The 20837-nt window shown below is 62.8% G+C and carries 18 protein-coding genes and 1 tRNA gene; 11 read left to right on the forward strand and 8 right to left on the reverse strand.

Annotated features, from left to right (window positions below):
• The first annotated feature begins 43 nt into the window (after positions 1-43).
• The gene (locus M1L53_RS07360; protein ID WP_003939735.1) at positions 44-475 is read left to right on the forward strand and encodes an SRPBCC family protein; all 432 of its coding nucleotides are present in this window, start codon (positions 44-46) and stop codon (positions 473-475) included.
• 120 nt (positions 476-595) lie between these two features.
• Entirely contained in the window at positions 596-2251 is a 1656-nt protein-coding gene (locus M1L53_RS07365; RefSeq protein ID WP_054188846.1) for a substrate-binding domain-containing protein, read from the forward strand.
• 1 nt (position 2252) lies between these two features.
• Here the strand turns inward: M1L53_RS07365 and M1L53_RS07370 are convergent, their stop codons facing one another.
• Together M1L53_RS07370 and M1L53_RS07375 are read right to left on the reverse strand one after the other, a co-directional pair.
• Positions 2253-3158, reverse strand: coding sequence for a transporter substrate-binding domain-containing protein (locus M1L53_RS07370; protein WP_054188845.1), 906 nt, complete (start codon positions 3156-3158; stop codon positions 2253-2255).
• 65 nt (positions 3159-3223) lie between these two features.
• Complete coding sequence (locus tag M1L53_RS07375; RefSeq protein WP_050654722.1) at positions 3224-3496, reverse strand: WhiB family transcriptional regulator; 273 nt, start codon at positions 3494-3496, stop codon at positions 3224-3226.
• 131 nt (positions 3497-3627) lie between these two features.
• On the opposite strand from M1L53_RS07375, the gene M1L53_RS07380 reads away from it, so the two are divergent.
• A complete protein-coding gene (locus tag M1L53_RS07380) occupies positions 3628-5910 on the forward strand; it encodes an ATP-dependent DNA ligase (protein ID WP_054188844.1) in 2283 nt (760 codons plus the stop codon).
• Here M1L53_RS07380 and M1L53_RS07385 read toward each other — a convergent pair.
• Positions 5810-7351 (reverse strand): MFS transporter, encoded by a 1542-nt coding sequence (locus M1L53_RS07385; RefSeq protein ID WP_054188843.1) that lies wholly within the window; start codon positions 7349-7351, stop codon positions 5810-5812. The genes M1L53_RS07380 and M1L53_RS07385 overlap by 101 nt on opposite strands.
• 77 nt (positions 7352-7428) lie before the next feature.
• Here M1L53_RS07385 and M1L53_RS07390 point away from each other — a divergent pair, with 77 nt between their 5' ends.
• Positions 7429-8076, forward strand: a complete 648-nt coding sequence (locus tag M1L53_RS07390; RefSeq protein ID WP_003940096.1) for a TetR/AcrR family transcriptional regulator — start codon at positions 7429-7431, stop codon at positions 8074-8076.
• A 4-nt stretch (positions 8077-8080) separates the two neighbouring features.
• On the opposite strand, the gene M1L53_RS07395 is transcribed toward M1L53_RS07390, so the two are convergent.
• Positions 8081-8803, reverse strand: coding sequence for a MerR family transcriptional regulator (locus M1L53_RS07395; RefSeq protein WP_042451099.1), 723 nt, complete (start codon positions 8801-8803; stop codon positions 8081-8083).
• Positions 8804-8911: 108 nt separating this feature from the next.
• Here M1L53_RS07395 and M1L53_RS07400 point away from each other — a divergent pair, with 108 nt between their 5' ends.
• Positions 8912-10135 (forward strand): erythromycin esterase family protein, encoded by a 1224-nt coding sequence (locus M1L53_RS07400; RefSeq protein ID WP_083471253.1) that lies wholly within the window; start codon positions 8912-8914, stop codon positions 10133-10135.
• A gap of 5 nt (positions 10136-10140) precedes the next feature.
• Here M1L53_RS07400 and M1L53_RS07405 read toward each other — a convergent pair whose 3' ends face one another.
• Positions 10141-11250, reverse strand: a complete 1110-nt coding sequence (locus M1L53_RS07405; protein ID WP_050654681.1) for a serine hydrolase — start codon at positions 11248-11250, stop codon at positions 10141-10143.
• Between the two features lie 250 nt (positions 11251-11500).
• Here M1L53_RS07405 and M1L53_RS07410 point away from each other — a divergent pair, with 250 nt between their 5' ends.
• The 4 genes from M1L53_RS07410 to M1L53_RS07425 all read left to right on the forward strand — a co-directional run bounded on the left by M1L53_RS07410 (position 11501) and on the right by M1L53_RS07425 (position 15388).
• Positions 11501-12034 carry an NlpC/P60 family protein gene (locus M1L53_RS07410; RefSeq protein ID WP_020970417.1) on the forward strand — a complete coding sequence of 178 codons (534 nt, stop codon included), beginning with the start codon at positions 11501-11503 and terminating at the stop codon, positions 12032-12034.
• A gap of 65 nt (positions 12035-12099) precedes the next feature.
• On the forward strand, positions 12100-12786 hold the full coding sequence (locus tag M1L53_RS07415; protein WP_003940586.1) for a response regulator transcription factor: 687 nt from the start codon (positions 12100-12102) through the stop codon (positions 12784-12786).
• Positions 12783-13778, forward strand: coding sequence for a HAMP domain-containing sensor histidine kinase (locus tag M1L53_RS07420; RefSeq protein ID WP_050654680.1), 996 nt, complete (start codon positions 12783-12785; stop codon positions 13776-13778). Before M1L53_RS07415 ends, M1L53_RS07420 begins: the two co-directional genes overlap by 4 nt.
• 107 nt (positions 13779-13885) lie before the next feature.
• Positions 13886-15388 (forward strand): DUF4153 domain-containing protein, encoded by a 1503-nt coding sequence (locus M1L53_RS07425; protein ID WP_054188842.1) that lies wholly within the window; start codon positions 13886-13888, stop codon positions 15386-15388.
• A 73-nt stretch (positions 15389-15461) separates the two neighbouring features.
• Here M1L53_RS07425 and M1L53_RS07430 read toward each other — a convergent pair whose 3' ends face one another.
• On the reverse strand, positions 15462-17798 hold the full coding sequence (locus M1L53_RS07430) for an arylsulfatase (RefSeq protein ID WP_054188841.1): 2337 nt from the start codon (positions 17796-17798) through the stop codon (positions 15462-15464).
• Positions 17799-18003: 205 nt separating this feature from the next.
• On the opposite strand from M1L53_RS07430, the gene M1L53_RS07435 reads away from it, so the two are divergent.
• Positions 18004-18672, forward strand: a complete 669-nt coding sequence (locus M1L53_RS07435; RefSeq protein WP_054188840.1) for a TetR family transcriptional regulator — start codon at positions 18004-18006, stop codon at positions 18670-18672.
• Positions 18673-18702: 30 nt separating this feature from the next.
• Positions 18703-19620: a TauD/TfdA family dioxygenase gene (locus M1L53_RS07440; RefSeq protein ID WP_261949212.1), complete on the forward strand. Its 918-nt coding sequence runs from the start codon at positions 18703-18705 to the stop codon at positions 19618-19620.
• A 1-nt stretch (position 19621) separates the two neighbouring features.
• On the opposite strand, the gene M1L53_RS07445 is transcribed toward M1L53_RS07440, so the two are convergent.
• Positions 19622-20584: a formylglycine-generating enzyme family protein gene (locus M1L53_RS07445; protein ID WP_054188838.1), complete on the reverse strand. Its 963-nt coding sequence runs from the start codon at positions 20582-20584 to the stop codon at positions 19622-19624.
• Between the two features lie 49 nt (positions 20585-20633).
• Positions 20634-20709: transfer RNA gene (locus M1L53_RS07450), tRNA-Arg, on the reverse strand.
• Positions 20710-20837 lie beyond the last annotated feature (128 nt).

The raw sequence follows: 20837 nt of genomic DNA on the forward strand, positions 1-20837 counted from the left end.
ACCTCTGGTTACGGAAAAGGCGCACGGGGCTTATTGTTCTGCCATGGCAAAGCTCACAGTGAAAATCGACGTTCCGCTTCCTCCTCAGGAAGTGTGGGACAAGGCGTCCGATCTCAGTGGATACGAAAACTGGCTCGTGGTTCACGACGGATGGCGCAGTGAACTTCCCGAACAACTGGGTGTCGGCACCGAGATCAGCTCGGTCGTGACTGTGAAGGGCCTGCGCAACCGCGTTCGGTGGACCATCAAGAAGTACGACGTCCCGAAGGCGATCTCGCTCAAGGGAGACGGCAAGGGCGGGGTCAAGCTCGGTCTCGAACTCGACGTCAAGGCAAAGGGCGACGGGTCGGAACTCGCGCTGACAGTCGAGTTGGGCGGCGCGCCGTTGTTCGGCCCGATCGGTTCGAGTGTGGCGCGGGCGCTCAAAGGCGATGTGGAGAAGTCGCTGGCCCAGTTTGTCCAGATCTACACCTAAGTTGTGGAGATTTCCACATCGAGCTACTTCACCGCTAACATGAGTTAGGATTCTTTTCGGCGGGATAAACCGGGCATCGGTTGGTTATTGATGCTGGTCCCGCCGGAAAGGATTCGATCAATGTCGTCTCGTCATGGGTACGGCGCACCACCTGCGTCCATGCCTCGATCCGTGCAGGTTCTGATCGGACTCTTGGCAGTAGTCGCAGTCGGTGGAACCGCAGCATTCGCCGTGACGTTCAAAAGCGTCAGCGACAAGGGAGAACTCGGTGCGAGTGCTGTCACAGCTGCGACGGCCACCAGCTGTGAGAACCCGGAAACCGTGACCGTGGCCGCCGATCCGTCGATCGCCTCGGGACTCGAAGCTGTCGCCGCTGCCATCCCCGCTACGGAACTCGGGTGCAGCTCGCTCAGCGTGACGCCGCAAGATCCCGTGCTCACCGTCGCGGCGATCGCCGACGGTTCGGCACCCGCACTGTGGATCCCTGATTCGAGCGAATGGTTGGACAAGGTTTCGGCTAGCGGGCAGGAGATTCGCCGGATCAGCAACTCGGTCGCGTCCACCCCTGTTGTCACTGTCTCGGCGCCGGGTAGCGAGGCACCCGCCGCTTGGACGGATGTCCTCGGCGCTCCAGCACTGCACATCGGCGATCCCCTCACCAGTGCCGTCTCCAGCGCACCGATCGTGGCAGCCTTTGCCGAGGCCCAGTCGCGGGGCGGTGACCTCACGTCCATTTCGGCAGCCCTGGTCCCGGTGGCGCAAGCGCAGTACGGAAATCTGAAGGAAACCGGTTCGACCGGACGCATCCAAACCGTGGACGCGGACGGCGGGACCGCGGTGACGACCGAGCAGACCTTCGAGGCTTATCTCGCCGCACATGCGGACAGTCGACTCACCGCGTCGGTACCGTCGTCCGGTTCGGTCTTCATGGACTACCCGATGGCAAGTGTGGGTGCAGACTCGTCGGCGGCGGACGACGCCGGCAAACTGCTGGCGGCAGCGCTGGCATCGGACACCGGGCGCTCCGTACTTGCCGGCCTCGGGTTCCGCGGCGCGGATCAGGCCCCACCGGTAGCCGGTGGAGTGGGAAAGGTTGGCTCGCTGGTGCCGTCCGATCCGTCTGTGGTCACCAAAGCGCTTGCGCGGTACGAGATTCTGTCCAGGCCTTCCCGCGCGCTGGCAGTTGTCGACGTCTCGGGGTCCATGGACTACATGCAGGACGGGGTCACTCGAATGGCCGCGACGGCGCAGGCCGGTGACATCGCGATCCGAATGTTTCCTGCCAACGCACAATTGGGTCTCTGGGCGTTCTCCGTAGACCTCGGTGACGGGACGGACTACCGCGAACTCGAACCTGTCGCCCGTATGGATGCAACTGAAGGTGGCACGGATCATCGGAGCAAACTGCTGTCTCGGATCGACAACCTCTCTTCGATCGTCGGCGGCGGAACAGGTTTGTACGACAGCGTTCTCGCCGCGTATCGGTCCATGCAACAGTCCTACGATCCGGCCTCGATCAATTCGGTGATTCTGCTTACCGACGGTGCCAACGACGATCCGTCGGGTATCGCCCTGCAGGAACTTCTCGACACCCTGACTCGCGAGCAGGACCCGACGCGGCCGGTACCGATCATCACCATCGGTGTCACCGATGATGCCGATACCGATGTGCTCGAGCAGATTTCGACTCTCACCGGCGGTAACAGTCACTTCGCTCCGACACCGGCAGACATCCCGAAGGTCTTCGTCGGCGCGATCAGTGGGCGCGCCGGCTGAACTACTCGAGAACGGGTGCGTCGGCGCTGTCGGTAATCCATTCGGTTGCGAGCTTCTCGAGGGTTCCGTCGGCGTAGAGCGCATCGACTGCCGCGGAGACGCACTCGGTCAGCGGACTGTTCTTCTCGAGCACCAAACCGAAGAATTCGGTGACTGCGTTGGGCCGCGGAAACTGACCCACGATGACCGACCCGGGCAGTTCGTTCTCGGTGATGTGGAATCCGGTCGGGATGTCGACGACCAATGCGTCGATCTCGCCCGCGGCCAGCGCAGCTTTCGCGTCGTCCGTGGTCGCGAACTCGCGTGGCGCAGTGGTCGGAACAATCGTGTCGGTGATCGCCGCGAGGCTGGTTGAACCGGTCTGAGCGCCCAAACGGTAGCCGGCCAGATCCGCAAGATTCTTTGCACCGGCGGCCTTGCTTCCGCGTGAGGCGATCACCGACTGCGCCACTGCGTAATACGGCGAGCTGAAGTCGACGTTCGCGCGGCGATCCCCGGAAATCGTGAACTGATTGACGTCGAAGTCGAAATCCTTGGGGCCTGGTTTCAATGCGTCGTTGAAGGCGACAGTGGTGAAGCGAACCTGGTCGGTGTTGTACCCGAGCTTGTCGACGACCGCCCGGGCCACCGCACCCTCGAGGCCTTTGCCGTTCGACGGATCGTTGTCGACGAACCACGGCGCGTACGCCGGCGAATCGGTGGCGATGGTCAAGACACCGTCTTCGAGGGTGGTCCCGCTCTGGGGTCCGCACTTGTCCACGGCGGTAGTCGAGGGCAGTTTGGTGAATGCCTCGGGAACCGTGGTCGTGGTGTCCGCTGCCGCAGGTGCCTCCGGCTGCGACGAACACGAGCCCAACAAGATCGAGCAAGCGAAGATCGCGGTCACGGCAACAGCGCGTCGTGTCATAGGCACAAGGCCATCTTGCCTGTTTGTCCGGTACGGACGTGACGGGGGTCTCGTGTGAGCGGAGTTCACGCAGCTGAGCGTCGTAGTGCAAGGCGCTCCGACGGTGTCGTCCCACCCCATACTCCGTGTGGTTCAGCGGTGTCGAGTGCAAAGGTCAGGCAGTCCCGAATGACCGGGCAGCGGAAGCACACCTGCTTCGCGGAACTCTCCCGTGCAGCCCGATTGCGTCCGCGCTCTTCACCCGGCGAATAGAACACCGCCGGGTCCACTGTTTTACAGGTGGCGAACATCCGCCAGTTGTTGTCCACCAACGGCTCCACGGAACTGCGAACTGTCATCGTGGTCTCCTCTCCCATCGAGAATCCAGTCTTGCCCGTGGCCTGGCACAGCGGCAGGTTTCCGATCCATCAGATTTCTACTGCCAGACGCAGCGCTATCCAGACACAGTGCTATCCAGCACAATGAGGAAATGGCAACGACGGATCGGGGTCAGATCACTCTCGACGGCACAACCGTGTCCGTGACCAATCTGGGCAAGATCCTCTACCCCGAGAGCGGGACCACGAAGGCCGAAGTCATCGACTACTACACCCGTATCGCCGCAGTCATGCTTCCACATGTCGTCGGTAGACCGGGCACTCGTAAGCGTTGGCCCAACGGTGTGGACGGTCAGTCCTTCTTCGAGAAGAACCTGGCGTCGTCTGCCCCGCAGTGGCTCACGCGTGCGTCGCTGCAACATTCTGATCGCGTCGTCACTTACCCGATCTTCGATTCCGTTGCATCCCTGGCGTGGCTGGGGCAACAGGCGGCACTCGAATTACACGTTCCCCAATGGCGATTCGACGGTTCCGAGCGTGGTCCGGCGACACGACTGGTATTCGATCTCGACCCGGGCGAAGGCGTCGGATTGACCGAGTGCGCCGAGGTGGCGAGGTCGATTCGAGATCTGGTCGCAACTCTGGGGTGGACTGCCTATCCGGTAACCAGTGGTAGCAAGGGAATTCACCTCTACGTTCCACTGGATCGAGCCTTGGACGGCAGCGGTGCGTCGACTGTCGCCAAGCAGATCGCCACCGGACTCGAGAAGCTTCACCCGGATCTCGTCACCGCGACGATGGCTCGAAATGTGCGGGCAGGCAAGATTTTCGTGGACTGGAGTCAGAACAACGCAGCCAAGACAACCATTGCGCCGTACTCGATGCGCGGTCGCGATCAACCCTATGTTGCCGCGCCGCGCAGTTGGGACGAACTCGACGATCCGAAACTACGACATCTGTTGTTCGACGAGGTTCTGGAGCGCGTCGAATCCGATGGTGATCTGCTGGGCGATCTGGATCCGCCGGTCTCGGCGGCTGTAGCCGACACGTTGACGCACTATCGCAACAAGCGGTCGGCCGACCGGACGCCGGAGCCGATCCCTGCTGCGGTGACCAAGGAGACAGCGGGCAATACCTTTGTGATTCAGGAACATCACGCCAGACGATTGCATTACGACGTTCGCCTGGAGCGGGATGGTGTGCTCGTGTCCTGGGCTGTTCCGAAGGGCGTGCCGACCAGTGCCGGAGAGAATCGGTTGGCCGTGCACACCGAGGATCACCCGCTCGAGTACGCCACGTTCTCGGGCACGATTCCGAAGGGGGAGTACGGCGGCGGTTCGATGACGATCTGGGATTCCGGGACGTACGAGACCGAGAAGTGGCGTGAAGACGAGGTGATCGTGCGCCTCAGTGGGAAACGGGTGCAGGGACGCTTCGCGCTGATCCGGACGAAGGGTGACCAGTGGTTGATGCATCTGATGAAGGATCAGAACGCGAGTTTCGGAACGGAGTTTCCCAAGAATCTCGAGCCGATGCTTGCCACCGCTGGAACGCTCGAAGGTCTCGACTCGCAGGAGTGGGCTTTCGAAGGTAAGTGGGACGGGATCCGAGTGATTCTCGAATATCATTCGGGCACAATGTCACTTCGCAGTCGCGCGGGTAACGACAAGACCGGGGACTATCCCGCCCTTGCCGGGTTGGCCGAGGTGCTGGACGGTCATGACGTGGTTCTCGACGGTGAAGTGGTGGCGTACAACGACGCGGGGGGCACCGATTTCGGTCTTCTCCAGCGAGGTGGGGAGCCGGTGTTCCTGGCCTTCGATCTTCTGTACCTCGACGGAGTGTCTTTGCTGCGGAAATCCTACTCGGACCGGCGCACCGTGTTGAATGCGTTGGCGGGCAAGGTCGGTGAGCTCGAGGTACCTCCACAGATCGAGGGCACGGCGGAGAACGCGTTGGAGGTGAGTACCGATGCCGGATGGGAAGGGATTGTCGCCAAACGTCGTGCATCGGTCTACCTTCCGGGGCGGCGTGGGTCGAGTTGGATCAAGGTGAAGAACTGGCGCACTCAAGAGGTGGTGATCGGAGGGTGGCGCACCGGGCAGGGCAATCGAGCACAGGGGATCGGGGCGCTGCTCATGGGAATTCCGGGTGAGGATGGATTGACCTACGTGGGACGCGTCGGTACCGGCTTCAGTGATCGCGACTTGGAGTCTTTACTTGCGACACTGGAACCGCTGCGTCAGAAGGAAAGTCCGTTCGGGGAGGAACTTCCAGCAGATGACCGCAAGGGTGCGGTGTGGGTGAGGCCGGAACTCGTCGGTGAGGTGCGGTTCATGGATTGGACGAAGACCGAGCGTCTGCGTCATCCGAGTTGGCGAGGTCTGCGGGAGGACAAGAAACCGGGCGACGTGGTGCGGGAAACAGTGCAATGACGGCCAACGCACCGACGAACGCGACTGCGGCACAGATTTGGATTCCGGTACTCATCGCCGAGGTGTAAGCCTGGTTCGCTGCGTCGGTCAAGGCACTCGCGGGGGGAGCGCCGGCATGGATCTGCGCCGGATCGGCTGTGGAAGTGTCGACTCCGGGTTCGAAGCGGGACCGGAAAACGGTGGCTACGACCGTCCCGATGACGGCGACGCCCAGAACTCCACCCAACTCTCGCACGACGCTGTTGATCGAACTGGCCATCGAAGCCTGCTGGGGCGCAACCGAAGACATCGACGTGGTTGTGGCCGGAGCCATGACCAACCCCATCCCCGCGCCGACCAGTGCCATGATCGCAGCCAGGATTCCGAACGGTGCGTACCTATCTGCTGCGATCGACAGGACCAACAGTCCCGCGGACATGACTGCGAGACCGGTCGCGATCGAACTGCGCACGCCGAATCGGCCGACCATACGATCGCTGCTGGAGGCGACAGTCGCCATCACTATCGCAAACGGAACTGCACCGACGCCGGCGACCAATGGACCGTAACCACGAACTAATTGGAGGTATTGCGTGTACGTGAAGAGAACTCCGAAAAGGGCGAAGAATGTTACGGCCAAGATGGCATTGGAGGTGCTGAACACTCGACTGGTGAAGATGCGCACGTCGGTCATCGGCGCCGAGGCCCGCAGCTCCCACCAGACGAATCCGGCGAGAAGTGCTGTTGCGCTGACGATCTCCAGCACCGTGACGGGCGACGACCATCCGCGAAGGCTTGCCTGGGTGAGGGCATCCACGATCAAAGCCAGTCCGCCGGCGGACAGCAGGAGTCCGGGGATGTCGAACGAACCCTTCGTGATCCCTCTTGCCGGGGGCACAAGAAAAACCGTCGCGGCGATCACACCGGCGACCAGTGGGACGTTTATCCAGAAGACGCTTCCCCAACTGAAATGTTCGAGAAGTACGCCACCGGCCACGGGGCCGATCGCGATTCCCAGTCCGGCGGTTGCAGACCAGATTCCTATCGCCCGGCCTCTCTCGTGCGGGGCGAACATCGAGACGACAAGTGACAGCGTCGCCGGCATGACCAGTGCGGCGGCTGCCCCCATCACTGTTCTCCATCCGATCAGCTGCATTGACGTGTGAGAGAGGGCAGCGAAGGCTGACCCGAGGGCGAACAAGGTGAGGCCGGTCAGAAGTATCCGACGGTGACCGAATCTCGCGCCGAGTCCACCTGCCGTGATGAGCAAGGCGGCGAACGCCAATGTGTATGCGTTGGTGATCCATTGCAGGTCGACGGTGGTCGCTTGCAGTTCGCGGGCAAGGGTCGGGATAGCGGTGTTGAGGATGGTGTTGTCGATCGTGACTACGACGAGGGATGTGCAGAGGGCGCCCAATGCTGCCCATCGTCGCCGGTCAGTGGGTTCGAGGGAATTCATCATGTCCTTACGAATGTAACCTTACGAATGTTTAGTGATGAGAACGTACCCCCTCGCCTTACATGTGTAAAGTTTGTCGGGTGAGTGATGTTTCCGAAGATGCCGATGAAACTGGGACGAGTGGTTCTCGGAGTACTCGCGCCCGAAATCCGAGAGGAAGCGGCGCACGGCTCCGCGGAGAGATCGTCGCCGCAGCGGCGACGCTCATCGCCCGCACCGGATCGGATCAGGCGGTGACGCTCCGATCGGTCGCTCGCGAAGTCGGGATATCCGCACCATCTATCTACGGACACTTTTCCGATCGCGATGCCATTGTCGAAGCGGTGGTCTCCGAATCGCTGGAGCAGTTGCATCTCGCCGTGGCCGACGCCGTTTCCGCACACCCCGACCCGGTCGAGGGTCTGTATGCCGGGTGCTCGGCATACGTCGAGTTCGGCATTTCCGAGCCCGCTCGGTATCGGGTCTTGTTCGGGTGGTCCAGGCCGAAAGGTCAGTCACCACAATCGGATACGCGAGGACTGGCCGCCTTCAACACGCTGGTGACCAACCTCGACGCGTGCGTCGCCGCTGGGAGGTCGGCCAGCACAGACACTTTTGTCGATGCGGTATCGATCTGGACTTCGCTGCACGGACAGGTGATGTTGCGGGCCGATCTTCCGGAATTCCCGTGGCCGTCGACCGACACCGTCGGTGAGATGGTGAGGAGCCTTGCGCGGCTTGTGAACTGACGCCTCAACCGTTTGCTGATCGGCAACCAGGCGAGGTCTGATCCAGCATCGTGAGATAGGCATCGAGCTGAGCTGCGCCGGCGAGAAGGTTGCGACTGCGTGTGGCCAGCCGGTCTTGCCAGGATTCGAGGAACGCTGACAATGCGTCTGCTCCGCCGGCCTCGCGCAGCGAATCGAGAAACTGAGCGACTTGCGACAGCCGATAGCCACCGCGCCGCAGCTGCCGTGCGATCTCGGCGTCGCGCACACACTCCGAACCGTATTCGCGATAACCCGTTGCCTGTTCGCGCTCGGGGCGCAGGATGCCGTGCTCTTCCCATGTGCGCAGTGTCGCCGGGTGAACGCCGAGACGGCGCGCCAGCTCACCCACCGTCAGCGCTGGACCGTGCACCAGTGCCGGTGCCATGGTGGACAGAGTCCCCAGCGCTGTGGCTACCTCGGTGCGAGTTTTTCGCTCGGCGAGCAGCGTCACGTGCGCACTGTCGATCAGGCGGTAGGCGGACTCGGTGTCGCCCTGGTTGGTCGCCCGCATGATTTCCGTGGCCCGCTGGTGCCCGTGACCGCCGCGCAATGCGAGGAAAGTGCGCAGGGCTTGCGCGTGCACTGGGGTGTATCGCCGGTAGCCGTAAGTGCTGCGCTCGCTCGGAGGGAGGATGCCGGCATCGTCGTAGTTGCGGATCGCCTGTGCGGACAACCCGTGTTCACGGGCAAGGTCTATGGGCCGCACTGATAACCTCCGATTGAGGCTTTTCACGGTATACCCCAGGTAATTGCCAGTGAAAGTTTCACTCCAATCTTCAACGATACTGTCGAAGGCAGTCCACCTTCGAAAGGGATGATCATGTCCACTGCCCCAGCGCTGAGTGAGTTCGGCCGCCAACTCGAAGACGCGGCAAGTCTTGGTCGTGCGGTCGACGAACTGCTCGCCACGCTAACCGAGGTGCCGACTCTGCTCGCCCTCGGCGAGCCGACCCACGGAGTCAAGGTATTTCCGTTGCTGCGCAACGAACTTCTCGGCCAACTGGTCGAACGAGGATATCGGTCGATCGTGCTCGAAACAGATGTCTTTGCGGCTTTGCTCGTGAACGACTACGTGAACGGGGGAGAGGCGGACATCGAGAAGGTGCTCGCCACAGGCTTCAGCCACGGATTCGGTGCGGTACCGGGTAACCGCGAACTCGTCGAATGGCTACGCGAGTACAACCACGGCCGCGCTCCGGCCGACCGAGTTCGCTTCTACGGCTTCGACGCTCCGGTGGAGTATTCCGGTGCACCGAGCCCACGTGGCGCGCTGTCTGCAGCAGGTGACTTCCTGCCCGCTGCGATGCGGCCGCACTCGTTCGACGGCATCGACCTTCTGCTCGGGCAGGACACCGACTGGACCAACCCGGCGGCGATGTTCGAACCGGCTGCGTCCGTCGGCAACTCCGATCAGGCTCGTGCCCTGCGCATCATTGCGGACGACCTCGCCAGCGTCCTGCGGCGCGCCGCACCTGTGCTGCGGCCCGCCGACCCGGCCGGGTACGACCTGGCCCTTGCACATTCACGCACCGCTCTGGGGCTCTTGCGCTATCACTCCGCGATGGCGAGTTCCGCTCCTGATCGCATCGGCACTCTGCTCAGTCTGCGTGCCGAGATGATGGCCGAGAACCTGTTGGCGGTCGTCGCCCAGGAGCAGCGACGCGGGCCGATCCTGCTCTTCGCACACAATGCCCATCTCCTGCGAGTGCCGTCCGACATGCCCGTCAACGGCGACGTGGTCAGCTGGGGGAGCGCCGGCTCACTTGTCGGACTTGTCCTCGGGGAGCGCTACGTATTTTTGGCAACCGACGCCAACCCCGACAGTGATCCGGGCACTCTGCAGGGAGCGTTGGCCGATGCGACCAGTCGGCGTGCCCTGTTTCCGGCGCCCGCACTTCGCGCAGCACTTGACCCGTCCGTCACCGCGGGAGAGGCGATCCTGCCCGGCCACCTGCCGCTGAAACCTTCGGAGTTGGACGGCGCCGACGCGGTCATCTTCGTCGCGGATACCGACGGGCAGCGTCATCAGTACTGGTAACAGCGTCAGGGGCAGAGCGCGTGAGAGAGTATCGCGACGGTGTCCGGCTGGTCCTTCGGCGTCGACGTCAGCGTCACGGTGAACGCACGATCCGGCGTCGCGCCGGACAGTGTGTAGTACCCGTAGATCCCGCCACTGTGGCCGGTATAGGTGACGCCGCAGGGAAGTTCGGTGGCGCCGACGCCCATCCCGTACCCGAGTCCCTCGGCTTCGGTGGCGGCGACCTGAGGGGTGGTCATCTCGGCAAGCTGCTCGGCCGGCACCACCTGCCCGTCGAGTAGTGCACGCCAGAAGGTGTTCAGGTCTGTGCCCGTCGAGACCATCGCTCCGGCAGACCAGGGGATCGACGGTTCCGTGCGGGAAACGTCGGTCAGGCCACCGTCGAGATCCTGATAGCCCGTCAGGTGATCGCCCCTGATGTCGAGCTCACCGGCCGGCGGGAGGTACGTGTCTTCCAAGTCCAGCGGATCGAGTATCCGAGACCGGAGTTCATCGGCGTAGCTGCGGCCACTCACGGATTCGACGAGCATTCCGAGAACGATGTAGTTGGTGTTGGTGTAGACGAACGACGTTCCGGGGACGAATTGCGCCGGTTTGCCGAGGGCGATGGCGACCGCGGCGGACGGCGTCAGCGTTCGGTTCTCGTTTGCTGCAATCCATTCGTCGGCGCCGGGTTCTCCGGCGAACTCGGGAAGGCCGCTGCGATGTTGCAGCAGTTGCCGCACGGTGATCGCGCTACCGTCGATGCCACTGCCGTCCATGTCACTGCTGTGCAGTAGGCCCGGGAGATACTGCTCGATCGGTGCGTCGAGGTCGACCTTGCCCTCGGCGACCAACTGCAGAACGAGCGAAGCTGTGAATGTCTTTGTCACACTTCCGATCCGGACGCGATCATTCTTGCCGATCGAATCGCCGTTGGTCCGGTTGGGCACGCCGCTGGTCATGACAGCCGTCGTGGTGCCGTCGTCGAGTGTTGCGATCGACCCGACGACACCCGACCTGGTGAGTCCGTCGAGATCCGATTGAATCTCCACTGCGCGCTGGAGCGTCGAGCAACCGACGAGTGCCGTGGTGGCTCCGATGATGACCGCGGCGACGAGCAGGTATGGGCGCATGAGTCGAATCTATGGACCTTGTCGTGCCGCGGGATCCAGGAAATCCCCCATCATTCCCTGATCTTCTGCCAGCCCGGGACGTAAGGCCCGTTTGTTCAAAACCGACAAATCGGATCAATCATTCCTGTCCGAACACCACGTCCACGCCGTTAACATCCGAACGAAGTGTTTGTTTTCACGTGTCTTACCAGTTCACGGCTATCGAGGTGCGCTGCCGCGCGCCGAAACGACTCCCACGAAGGACGGATGCATGAAGAAGTCGACACTCCGCACGGGAACGGTCGCGGCTTTGCTGACCGGAAGTGTCCTGTTGCTCTCCGCTGCCCCCGCCTCAGCCGACCCGGGAAGCCTCGGTAGCGGTGGCAGTAGCGGGAGTTCCGGAAGCTTGGGAAGCACGGGCAGCATCAGCAGCGGATCAGCCGCCCTTCCGATTCCGAGTCCGGCAGGGCTGATCGCGCTGGCAGCGGCGAGCACTCAGACCGGAAAGCCCTACCAGTGGGGCGGCGTCGGGCCGAACTCGTGGGACTGCTCCGGGCTGGTGCAATGGGCGTTTCGGCAGGCCGGCGTGAATCTGCCACGGACCAGCCAACAGCAGGCCAACGTCGGACAGCCGGTTCCCCGGTGGGCCCTCGCCCCCGGCGACGTCATCACCTTCTACCCCGGTGCGACGCACGTCGGCATCTACGCTGGGTTCGGAATGGTGTTCAACGCCTACGGAGTTGGTGTTCCGACCGGACTGACGCCGCTGGCGGATCTGCCGATCAACAACATCCGCAGGTTCTAGAACCTGCACAGAACCTTCACAAGTCCTCCCAGGTTCATCCACGAGGGCCGAATACAGTCAGTTCCATGAGTCAGCGAAGAGTGCTCGTGGTCGACGACGAGGTCAGCATCTGCGAGTCCATCGCGGCGAGGCTGCGTGCCGAGGGCTACGACGTCGAGCTGGCGTTCGACGGTCCCAGCGCGGTGGCCCGCTGCGAGCAGATGGACGCAGACCTGGTGGTACTCGACGTGATGATGCCGGGATTCGACGGACTCGAAGTCTGCCGCCGCATCCAGGCCGTGCGCCCGGTGCCTGTGCTGATGCTGACCGCTCGCGCCGATGAAACGGACATGCTGATCGGTCTCGGCGTCGGGGCCGACGACTATCTGAGCAAGCCGTTCAGCATGCGTGTGCTCGTCGCCCGGGTGCAGGCTCTGCTTCGGCGTGCGGATCGCGCGGAGCACGCTGCTCGCCCGGTGGCCGACCTCCTCGAGTTCGGTGACGTCGTGATCGACCTGACCGAACGTCGAGTGCGCCGTGATGCGCAAGAAGTTCACCTGACTCGCACCGAATTCGATCTCATCGCCTATCTGGCGGAGCGGCCGCGAGCCGCGATCCCGCGGGAGTCGCTGCTCGAGGAGATCTGGGGCTGGGGTGAGGGAGCGGGCAGTCGGACCGTCGACAGCCACGTCAAGGCACTGCGACGCAAGCTCGGACCTTCCGTGATCCGGACCGTTCACGGCGTCGGGTACGCCTGGGACGTGCCGCGATGAGCGGCGTCGACCGACTCTTTGCACGGTGGCCGCGGCCGCTGGACCCGATGCGGTCCTTCAAGGTGAAGGTCGGCCTCCTGGTTGTCGCAGCACTGGTGTTCGCCGCGGGTGGTTTCTGGCTGACGTCGCAACAACCGTTTCGTTTTGCTCTACTGACGGCGTTGGTTGTCGCTCTCGGCGTTACGCAGGTGCTCGCACACGGGATGACGTCACCGCTTCGCGAGATGACGGCCGCGGCGAAGGCGATGGCGCGCGGCGACTATTCGCGGCGAGTACGAGCGACTTCCAGAGACGAAGTAGGCGAACTCGCCCATGCGTTCAATCGGATGGCCGAGGACCTCGGGGCCGACGACCGGTACCGCCGCGAGTTGATCGGCAACGTCTCCCACGAATTACGGACGCCCATCACCGCTTTGCAAGCCATGCTCGAGAACGTCGTCGACGGTGTCGAAGAACCGGATCCGGCGATGATGAAATCGGCGCTGCGGCAGACGGAACGACTGGGCGCGCTGGTAGCCGACCTTCTCGATCTCTCGAAACTCGAGGGTGGCGCTATGCCGTTGAAACGCCGCCGTTTCGAGGTCGAGCCGTTCCTACGCGAGCTGTCGAGTGTGAGTGCGGGCGACATCGAGATAGACGTCAAGCCTCCGCAATTGTCCGTGGTCGCCGATCCGGATCGCCTCCATCAGGTGGTGACCAACCTGGTGGACAACGCGGTTCAGCACGGGAACGTCGACACCAAAGTTGTGATCCGAGTACGTACCGGCAGCGCGGGGGAGTTGGTGCTCGACGTCCACGACGACGGCCCCGGCATCGAACCACAGGCCCGTGAGCGAGTGTTCGACCGCTTCATCCGCGGCGGCTCGACCGACGGGGGCACCGGACTCGGCCTCGCGATCGCGAAGTGGGCGGTCGAATTACATGACGGCAGGATTGCCGTCGTCGATGCCCCGTCGGGTTGTTGCATTCGAGTAGTGCTGCCGCAGAACTGAATCAAAGTCCCTGACGAGATCGAGAGATCTCGCGATGGCGCATGTCTTCATCGGCATTCGTCTGTACTTCCGACCCTGAAAATTGAACCAGACACATAGGAGATCACATGAGCGCTCCGATAGTAATTCCACCGAAACCGCCGATGCCGGCCGTAAAACCCAAGCGTCCCAGCCGGTTCTGGCGTCCCGATCGCACGTCGATGGCCACCCGCTCGATGCTCCTCGGCGCGGCCGCAGTAGGGGTGCTTGCGGCCCTGATCCTCGACCCAGGGTTCGCGAGTATCGCGTACGTGATCGTGGGTGCCGGTGTGGTGATCGTCTTCGGGATTCTGACGCCGCCGCGGATGACCGTGACGCAGTGGGTCGCCGCCATCGGGATGCTCGCACTGCTGGGTGTTGCCGCCGTTCGCGGTGCGGAGTGGTTGGTGTTCCTCTGCGTCGTGGTTGCGTGGGTTCTGTTCACGTGGACGCTGATCGGCGGGCGGACGTGGACCGGGATACTTCTGGGAACGCTTGCTCCCTGGCGGGCACCGCACCGGACGGTCAACTTCGTTCGTCGTCGAAAGCTCGCTACCCGCTCTGCTCCGCGGGTGCCGGCGGCGCGAGTTGTCGTCGTAAGCGCAGTGTCGATTCTTCTCCTGTTGATTTTCGGATCTTTGTTCGTGAGTGCGGATCCGGAGTTCGCGAAGATCTTCGGCGGCTTCGCTCCGGCCATCTCGGTGTCGAACCCGGGGGCACGGATCTTTGCCGGCGTCGTGATGGCGTTCGGCACGCTGGTTGCGGTGTATCTGCGCCGCAGAACGCCGACGGTGGACGCGTTTGCACCTGCGCCGGCGACGCCGTTGCCGATGTGGGAGTGGGCGGTCCCGCTCGGAGTACTCAACGTGCTGTTCCTCGGTTTTGTCGCAGTACAGACGAAGACGCTGTTCGGGGGAGACGAGCACGTACAGGTGACCGATGGACTGACCTATGCGGACTATGCGCGTGAGGGTTTCTGGCAGCTCATGGCGGTTACCGTGCTGACGCTGCTCGTCATCGCCGTCGCAGTGCGGTACATCGACCGCCGCGACGCTGGATCGAGGCGTCTTGCCCGCGGACTGCTGGGTGCCCTGTGTGTCTTCAGCCTGGTGATCGTGGCGTCCGCTGTGCACCGGATGTGGTTGTACGAGAATCAGTACGGTTTCACGGTGCTCCGGGTCAGCGTCTTCGCGACAGAGCTGCTTCTTGGCTTCGTGTTCGTGTTGTTGCTCGTCGCAGGTATTCGGATGTCCGGGAAGTGGCTGCCCACAGCTGTTCTCGCCACTTCGGCCGTCGCGCTGCTGGCCTTCGCGGTGTTCAACCCCGACGCGTACATCGCGCAAAAGAACGTGGAACGGTTCGAGGGCGGCAAGAGCATCGATGTTTCCTACTTACACGGACTCTCCGTCGACGCGGTACCTGCCTTGGATCGTCTACCGGAACCGCAGCGTTCATGTGCCTTGAGCAGATATCGATTCGGAGTGCCGGGCACCACTGCGCCCTGGGAGTTCAACGCAGCGCGTGAGAAGGCCCGCGACATCCTGGAAGGTCGCCCGGTGGGGCCGTGCCTGCAGATGTACACGGTCGGATAGACGCAGGGCGATTGTGCAGCCGCGCGGCAGATGGCCTGCGCGGCTGCACAATCGGCGAGCGTCGCCTGGTCGATCAGTGCACGGCGAGTGAGATTTTCTCCCGTTCCTCCGCGGACACCACATCTCGGGTGGAGCGTAAGTCGACGGTCACGCTGTGGAGTTTGCCGCCGTAGCGGAACGTGCCCTTCTCCGCGAACTCTTCCGCCACCGGGCTTCCCCGGTTGATGCCGACGTCGAGCTGTTCGTTCATGCTGAAGATCGCCCGAGTGGTCTTCTCGATCCGGCCTTCGGAGACCACCTCGTCGTCGACGCTCAGGGTGGCGGTTCCACCCTGGCCGATTCCGCCGCCGTCGTACTCGAAGTGGACGGACACCTCGCGCGTATCGGGTGCCAGCGGGTTGCGCCCACGCACGAAGGTCAGACCACCGCCGCTGAAGTTGTAGCAGTAGACGGGGACGGAATCGAGTATGTACAAAGCGAATCCGCCGAACCGGCCACCGAGGCTGACCAGCATGCCGTCGGCGACGCTACCCAGACTCGCGGTCAGCGTGTACGAGCGGTTGAAGAACGTCGGCGCGGCTTTCTCGACCAGACCGTTCATGTGTGGGTACAGAGTGAGGGTCTTGCGGCCCATCATCGGATGCGGGGGTCGTGATTCCGCGGTGGCGTGGCGACCGACCGTTCTGTCGTCCAGCGGCAGCACCTGATATTTGGCCGCCTCGACGAGGAACTTTTCCTTGAGCCGGGCCAGGATCTCGGGATGCTCGTCCGCGAGATCGCGGGCCTGCGACCAGTCGACCGAGGTGTCGTACAGCTCCCAACGGTCCTCGCTCATCGGTGTGAGCTCGAGGCCGTGAGTGGCCATCAGCCAGGGTGCGCGGTGGGCCGTGACTGCGGTCCAACCGTGATCGTAGATTCCGCGGTTGCCGAAGATCTCGAAATACTGTGTGGTGTGGCGCTCTTCGGCGTCGGGCTCGGCGAAGGTGTAGTTCATCGCCACGCCTTCCATCGGTTTCTGGGTAACCCCGTCGACGCTGGACGGTGCCGGAATACCGGCAGCTTCCAGGATCGTCGGCGTGATGTCGACGCAGTGATGCCATTGCTCCCTGATGCCTGGCTTGTCGATCCCCTTGGGCCAGTGGGCGATCAGGCCGTTTCGGGTACCGCCGTAATGGGACGCAACCTGCTTGGCCCACTGGTACGGGGTGTCGAGAGCCAGAGCCCAGGACGCCGGATAGTGCGGGTAGCTGGTTTCGGTCCCCAATTCGTCGTAGCGCGCCAGTACGTCGGATGTCGCACTCTTGTAACCGTTGAGGCCGGCGAGGTAGTTGAACGAGCCCTCCATTCCGCCTTCCGCGGAAGCGCCGTTGTCACCCATCATGTAGAGCACCAGAGTGTTGTCGAGTACACCCATGTCCTGCAACCGGTCGACGAGTCTGCCTACCTCGTCGTCGGTGTGCTCGAGAAACGCCGCGTACAACTCCATCAAACGGGCCGAGACCTTCTTCTGGTCGTCGTCGAGTTCGTCCCAGTGTGGGAGCCCTGGAGCCCAGGGGGCCAATTCGGTGTCAGGAGCGACGACGCCCAGTTCCTTCTGCTTTTGGAGGGTGATCTCGCGTTGGCGATCCCACCCGTGATCGAATTCGCCGAGGTACTTGTCCAGGTAGCGGTCCGGGACCTGGAGTGGAGCGTGGCACGCGCCGAAGGGGAGGTAGCAGAACCACGGCTTGTCGGGGTCCATCGTGTTGACGCCCTCGACCCATTCGATCGCGTGGTCGACCAGATCCTCTGACAGGTGGTAACCCTCCTGTGGTGTCTTGGGTAAGTCGACCATCGTGAAGTCCTCGTAGAGAACCGGGGTGAACTGGTCGGACTCGGCACCGAGGAAACCGTAGAACTTGTCGAAACCCTCACGGACTGGCCAACGATCGAACGGCCCGGCAGCGGTGGTCTCCCACGTCGGGGTCTGGTGCATCTTGCCGAAAGCACCTGTCGCATAGCCGTTTCCCTGTAGGACGCGTGCGACCGTGGCGGCAGAGGCGGGGCGGGTCCCGTTGTATCCCGGTGCCGCGTTGGCCATTTCGGAGATGACACCCATACCGACACTGTGGTGGTTGCGCCCGGTCAGTGTGGCGGCACGCGTCGGCGAGCACAGAGCCGTGGTGTGGAATCGGCTGTATTTCACGCCGGTTTCGGCCAAACGCTCGGCGGTGGGGGTGCGGCACGGGCCACCGAACGCGGAGGGTGCGCCGAATCCGACGTCGTCGATCATGATCAGCAGCACGTTCGGGGCCCCGGCCGGCGGGCGAAGCGGTTCCGGGCGGGTGTACGGGGGATTCTGATCGGGGTAGTACACGGCGGCCGCGACGCTCGGCGTCTCGGGAATGATCGGAATGGAATGGCGATTCACCAGCAGGCTCCTTGGCGTGTGCAAAACCGGGTGGATTAAGCAGTCGTCTTAATCTGGAGCGTATCGATCGGAATTCAGTTGACGGCGTATGTCTCGTTGACTGGGACAACTACCCCTGTGAGTGGTTAAGGGGTCCCTGCACTCCCTAACCGCGCACAGGGGATGGGGCTTGCGGAATTAAGACAGTGACTTATATGGTCGGTGTATGCCCGCCTCGTTGGATGCCAAGAACGCCATGATCGCCGTCGCCGAGCGGATGTTCGCCGAGCAAGGTATTCACGAAGTGTCCATGCGGGACGTAGCGACTGCGGCCGGGCAGCGCAACAACTCTGCAGTTCAGTATCACTTCGGTGGGCGAGACGGTCTGGTGCTGGCCGTATTCCGGCATCGGATGGATCAGATAAACGCAGCAAGACTGTCGTATCTCGACGACATCGACGCCAGTGGGCGGACCGACTTGGTGCGCGCATTGGTCGAAGCCTTTCTGTACCCGCTGGCAGATTTTCTGGCGACGGTCGACGGGTCCAACTATGCGAGGTTCATTGCCCGAATCTCACCGTCGGTGGATACGCAGAGTGCTGAGTTCCGCGAGGTCAGCGAGGGGATCAACGAAGTTGTCGTCAGGTTGACGCGGGCATTGCCACATCTGCCCCGCCGCGTCGCGGTGGAACGGATCGATCTGACGTTCAACATGAGCGTCTCCGCTCTGGCAATCTTCGAGCAGCGCCGCGAAGACGAAAACCCGGTTGTGCAGGCAGATTTCGATACGACGGTGGATCATCTGGTCGATCTCGCGGTAGGAGCACTGACCGCGCCCCAAAGCGCACACAAACGCACACGAGCAAAGCGGGTGCACGCGTCGACTGACGTGTGACCCCACGACACGACAGGACGGAGTCATTCGATGGCTACCCTTACATCCTCACGAACAGTCCAAATCGGCAATCACACAATCGAATTCGGACCACGCGGAATGAGGCGAAACCCGGAAGGCGTTGAATCGAGGCCGTACGAGCGGTTCACTCTGACACCCGTCACACCGTTCATCGGTGCCGAGATCAGCGACATCGACCTGCATGATCCGTCGGAGGAGCAGATCGAGGACGTGCGTCGGGCCCTGCTCGAATGGAAGGTCGTGTTCTTTCGGGACCAGCCGATTTCGAGCGTGAATCATCGTGACTTCGCTGCCCATTGGGGCGAACTCGAGGTCCATCCACTTCTCCCACAGGGAGAGGTTCCGGCAGTCGTCAGATTCGAACGCGGAGAGGACAGTCCAGGAACCGAGAACATCTGGCACGTCGACGTCACCTGGACGAAGACGCCGCCGCTCGGTTCAGTACTTCGGGCGATCGACGTACCGCCTGCCGGTGGTGACACGCTCTGGGCTGATATGGGTAACGCCTTCGACTGCCTCCCCGACGAGATCAAGGACTTGATCGACGGCAAGGACGCCATCCACGATTTTGTGCCGTCCTTCGGACGCGGCATGAGCCCGGAGAAGTTGGAACAGATGAAGGAGCAGTACCCGCCGGTCCTGCACCCGATGGTGCGTAAGCATCCGGAGACCGGGCGTAAGACTCTGTTCGTCAACAGCCTTTTCACCACCCACATTCCGGACATGGATCCTGTCGAAGGCAACGATCTGCTCAACCTGCTGTTCGCGCAGGTCAAGGTCCCGGACTTTCAGTGCCGCTTCAAGTGGGCGCCGAATTCCATTGCCTTCTGGGACAACCGGGCTACCCAGCACTACGCAGCGAGTGATTACCTCCCTCATCGCCGCGTGATGGTGCGGGTGGCAATCCTCGGAGACGTGCCCTTCTGATTTACGTCTGCGGAATGCGGATGATGCACCGGAAGCCGACGTGGCAGGTCGAGGACTCCTCGGATTCGCCCTGCCGCGCGGCAGGGCGGTAGCGCAGGCAGTAGTTCGGTGCACACAGATGTGAGCCGCCCTTGATCACCCGTCGTGCGTAGGGTTCGCCCGCCAACGCCTCCGTGGCGAACTCCGCTCGGGGATTACGAGGAATGCAGCACGACGAGGCCGGCGCGACGTTCTTGGAACTGTGGGCGTGGTCGGACGTGTAGTGATCGGCCGTCCATTCCCACACGTTCCCGGCCATGTCGAACAGTCCGTAGCCGTTGGGCCGGAACTTTCCGACCGGAGCAGTGCGCTCGTAACCGTCCTCGAGCAGGTTCTCCCAGGGGAACTGGCCCTGCCACACGTTGCCACCGGGCCGCCCGCCCGGAGAGTCGTGATCGCCCCACACGTAGGCCTGGCGATCGAGTCCGCCGCGGGCGGCAAACTCCCACTCGGCCTCGGTCGGGAGTTCCTTGCCGGCCCACGCGGCGTAGGCCTGGGCGTCGAAGTACGACACGTGGGTGACGGGGTGCCGTTCACGTCCCCCGATGTTGCTGTCAGCGCCCTCGGGATGGCGCCAGTCGGCGCCGGGAGTGAACGACCACCACTGGGTGTAGTCGTCGAGTGAGACCGGGCCGGGTGGCGAAGTGAAGACCAACGATCCCGGAACGAGGAGGGCTGGATCGGCATCGGGATAGTCGGCGGGATCCGGGGCGATTTCCGCAGTGGTGACGTGGCCGGTTGCCTTCACGAAGCGTTGGAACTCGGCGACCGTCACCGCCGTCGTGTCCATCCAGAATCCGTCGACGGTGACCTGGTGAACTGGGCGTTCTTCCGGATAGAAGTCTTCGGAGCCCATCCAGTACGTCCCACCCGGGATCAAAGACATGTTCTTCGGGGGAGTTGCCGTGGAGTGAGGCGTCGTCATGAATTCAAGAATGGCACGTTGGTCGCGCCGATGTGGGGAGAGTCCCACCTGGTGCCCTCGGCAGGATTCGAACCTGCGACCCTTCCTTTAGGAGAGGAATGCTCTATCCCCTGAGCTACGAGGGCGGGGAGCGTACCGACAAGCGCTGAAGACCCTGTGCTGCCGGGGTTTTCGCTTCTCGATACTGCTGTTGCGTCCGCTCGACCTGTCGGCACGAAGCCTCGGGCGTCACAGCTGCGCTAGTCAGTGTAGC

The organism is Rhodococcus sp. T9N (genome assembly GCF_024436645.1).
Lineage (GTDB): Bacteria > Actinomycetota > Actinomycetes > Mycobacteriales > Mycobacteriaceae > Rhodococcus_F > Rhodococcus_F qingshengii.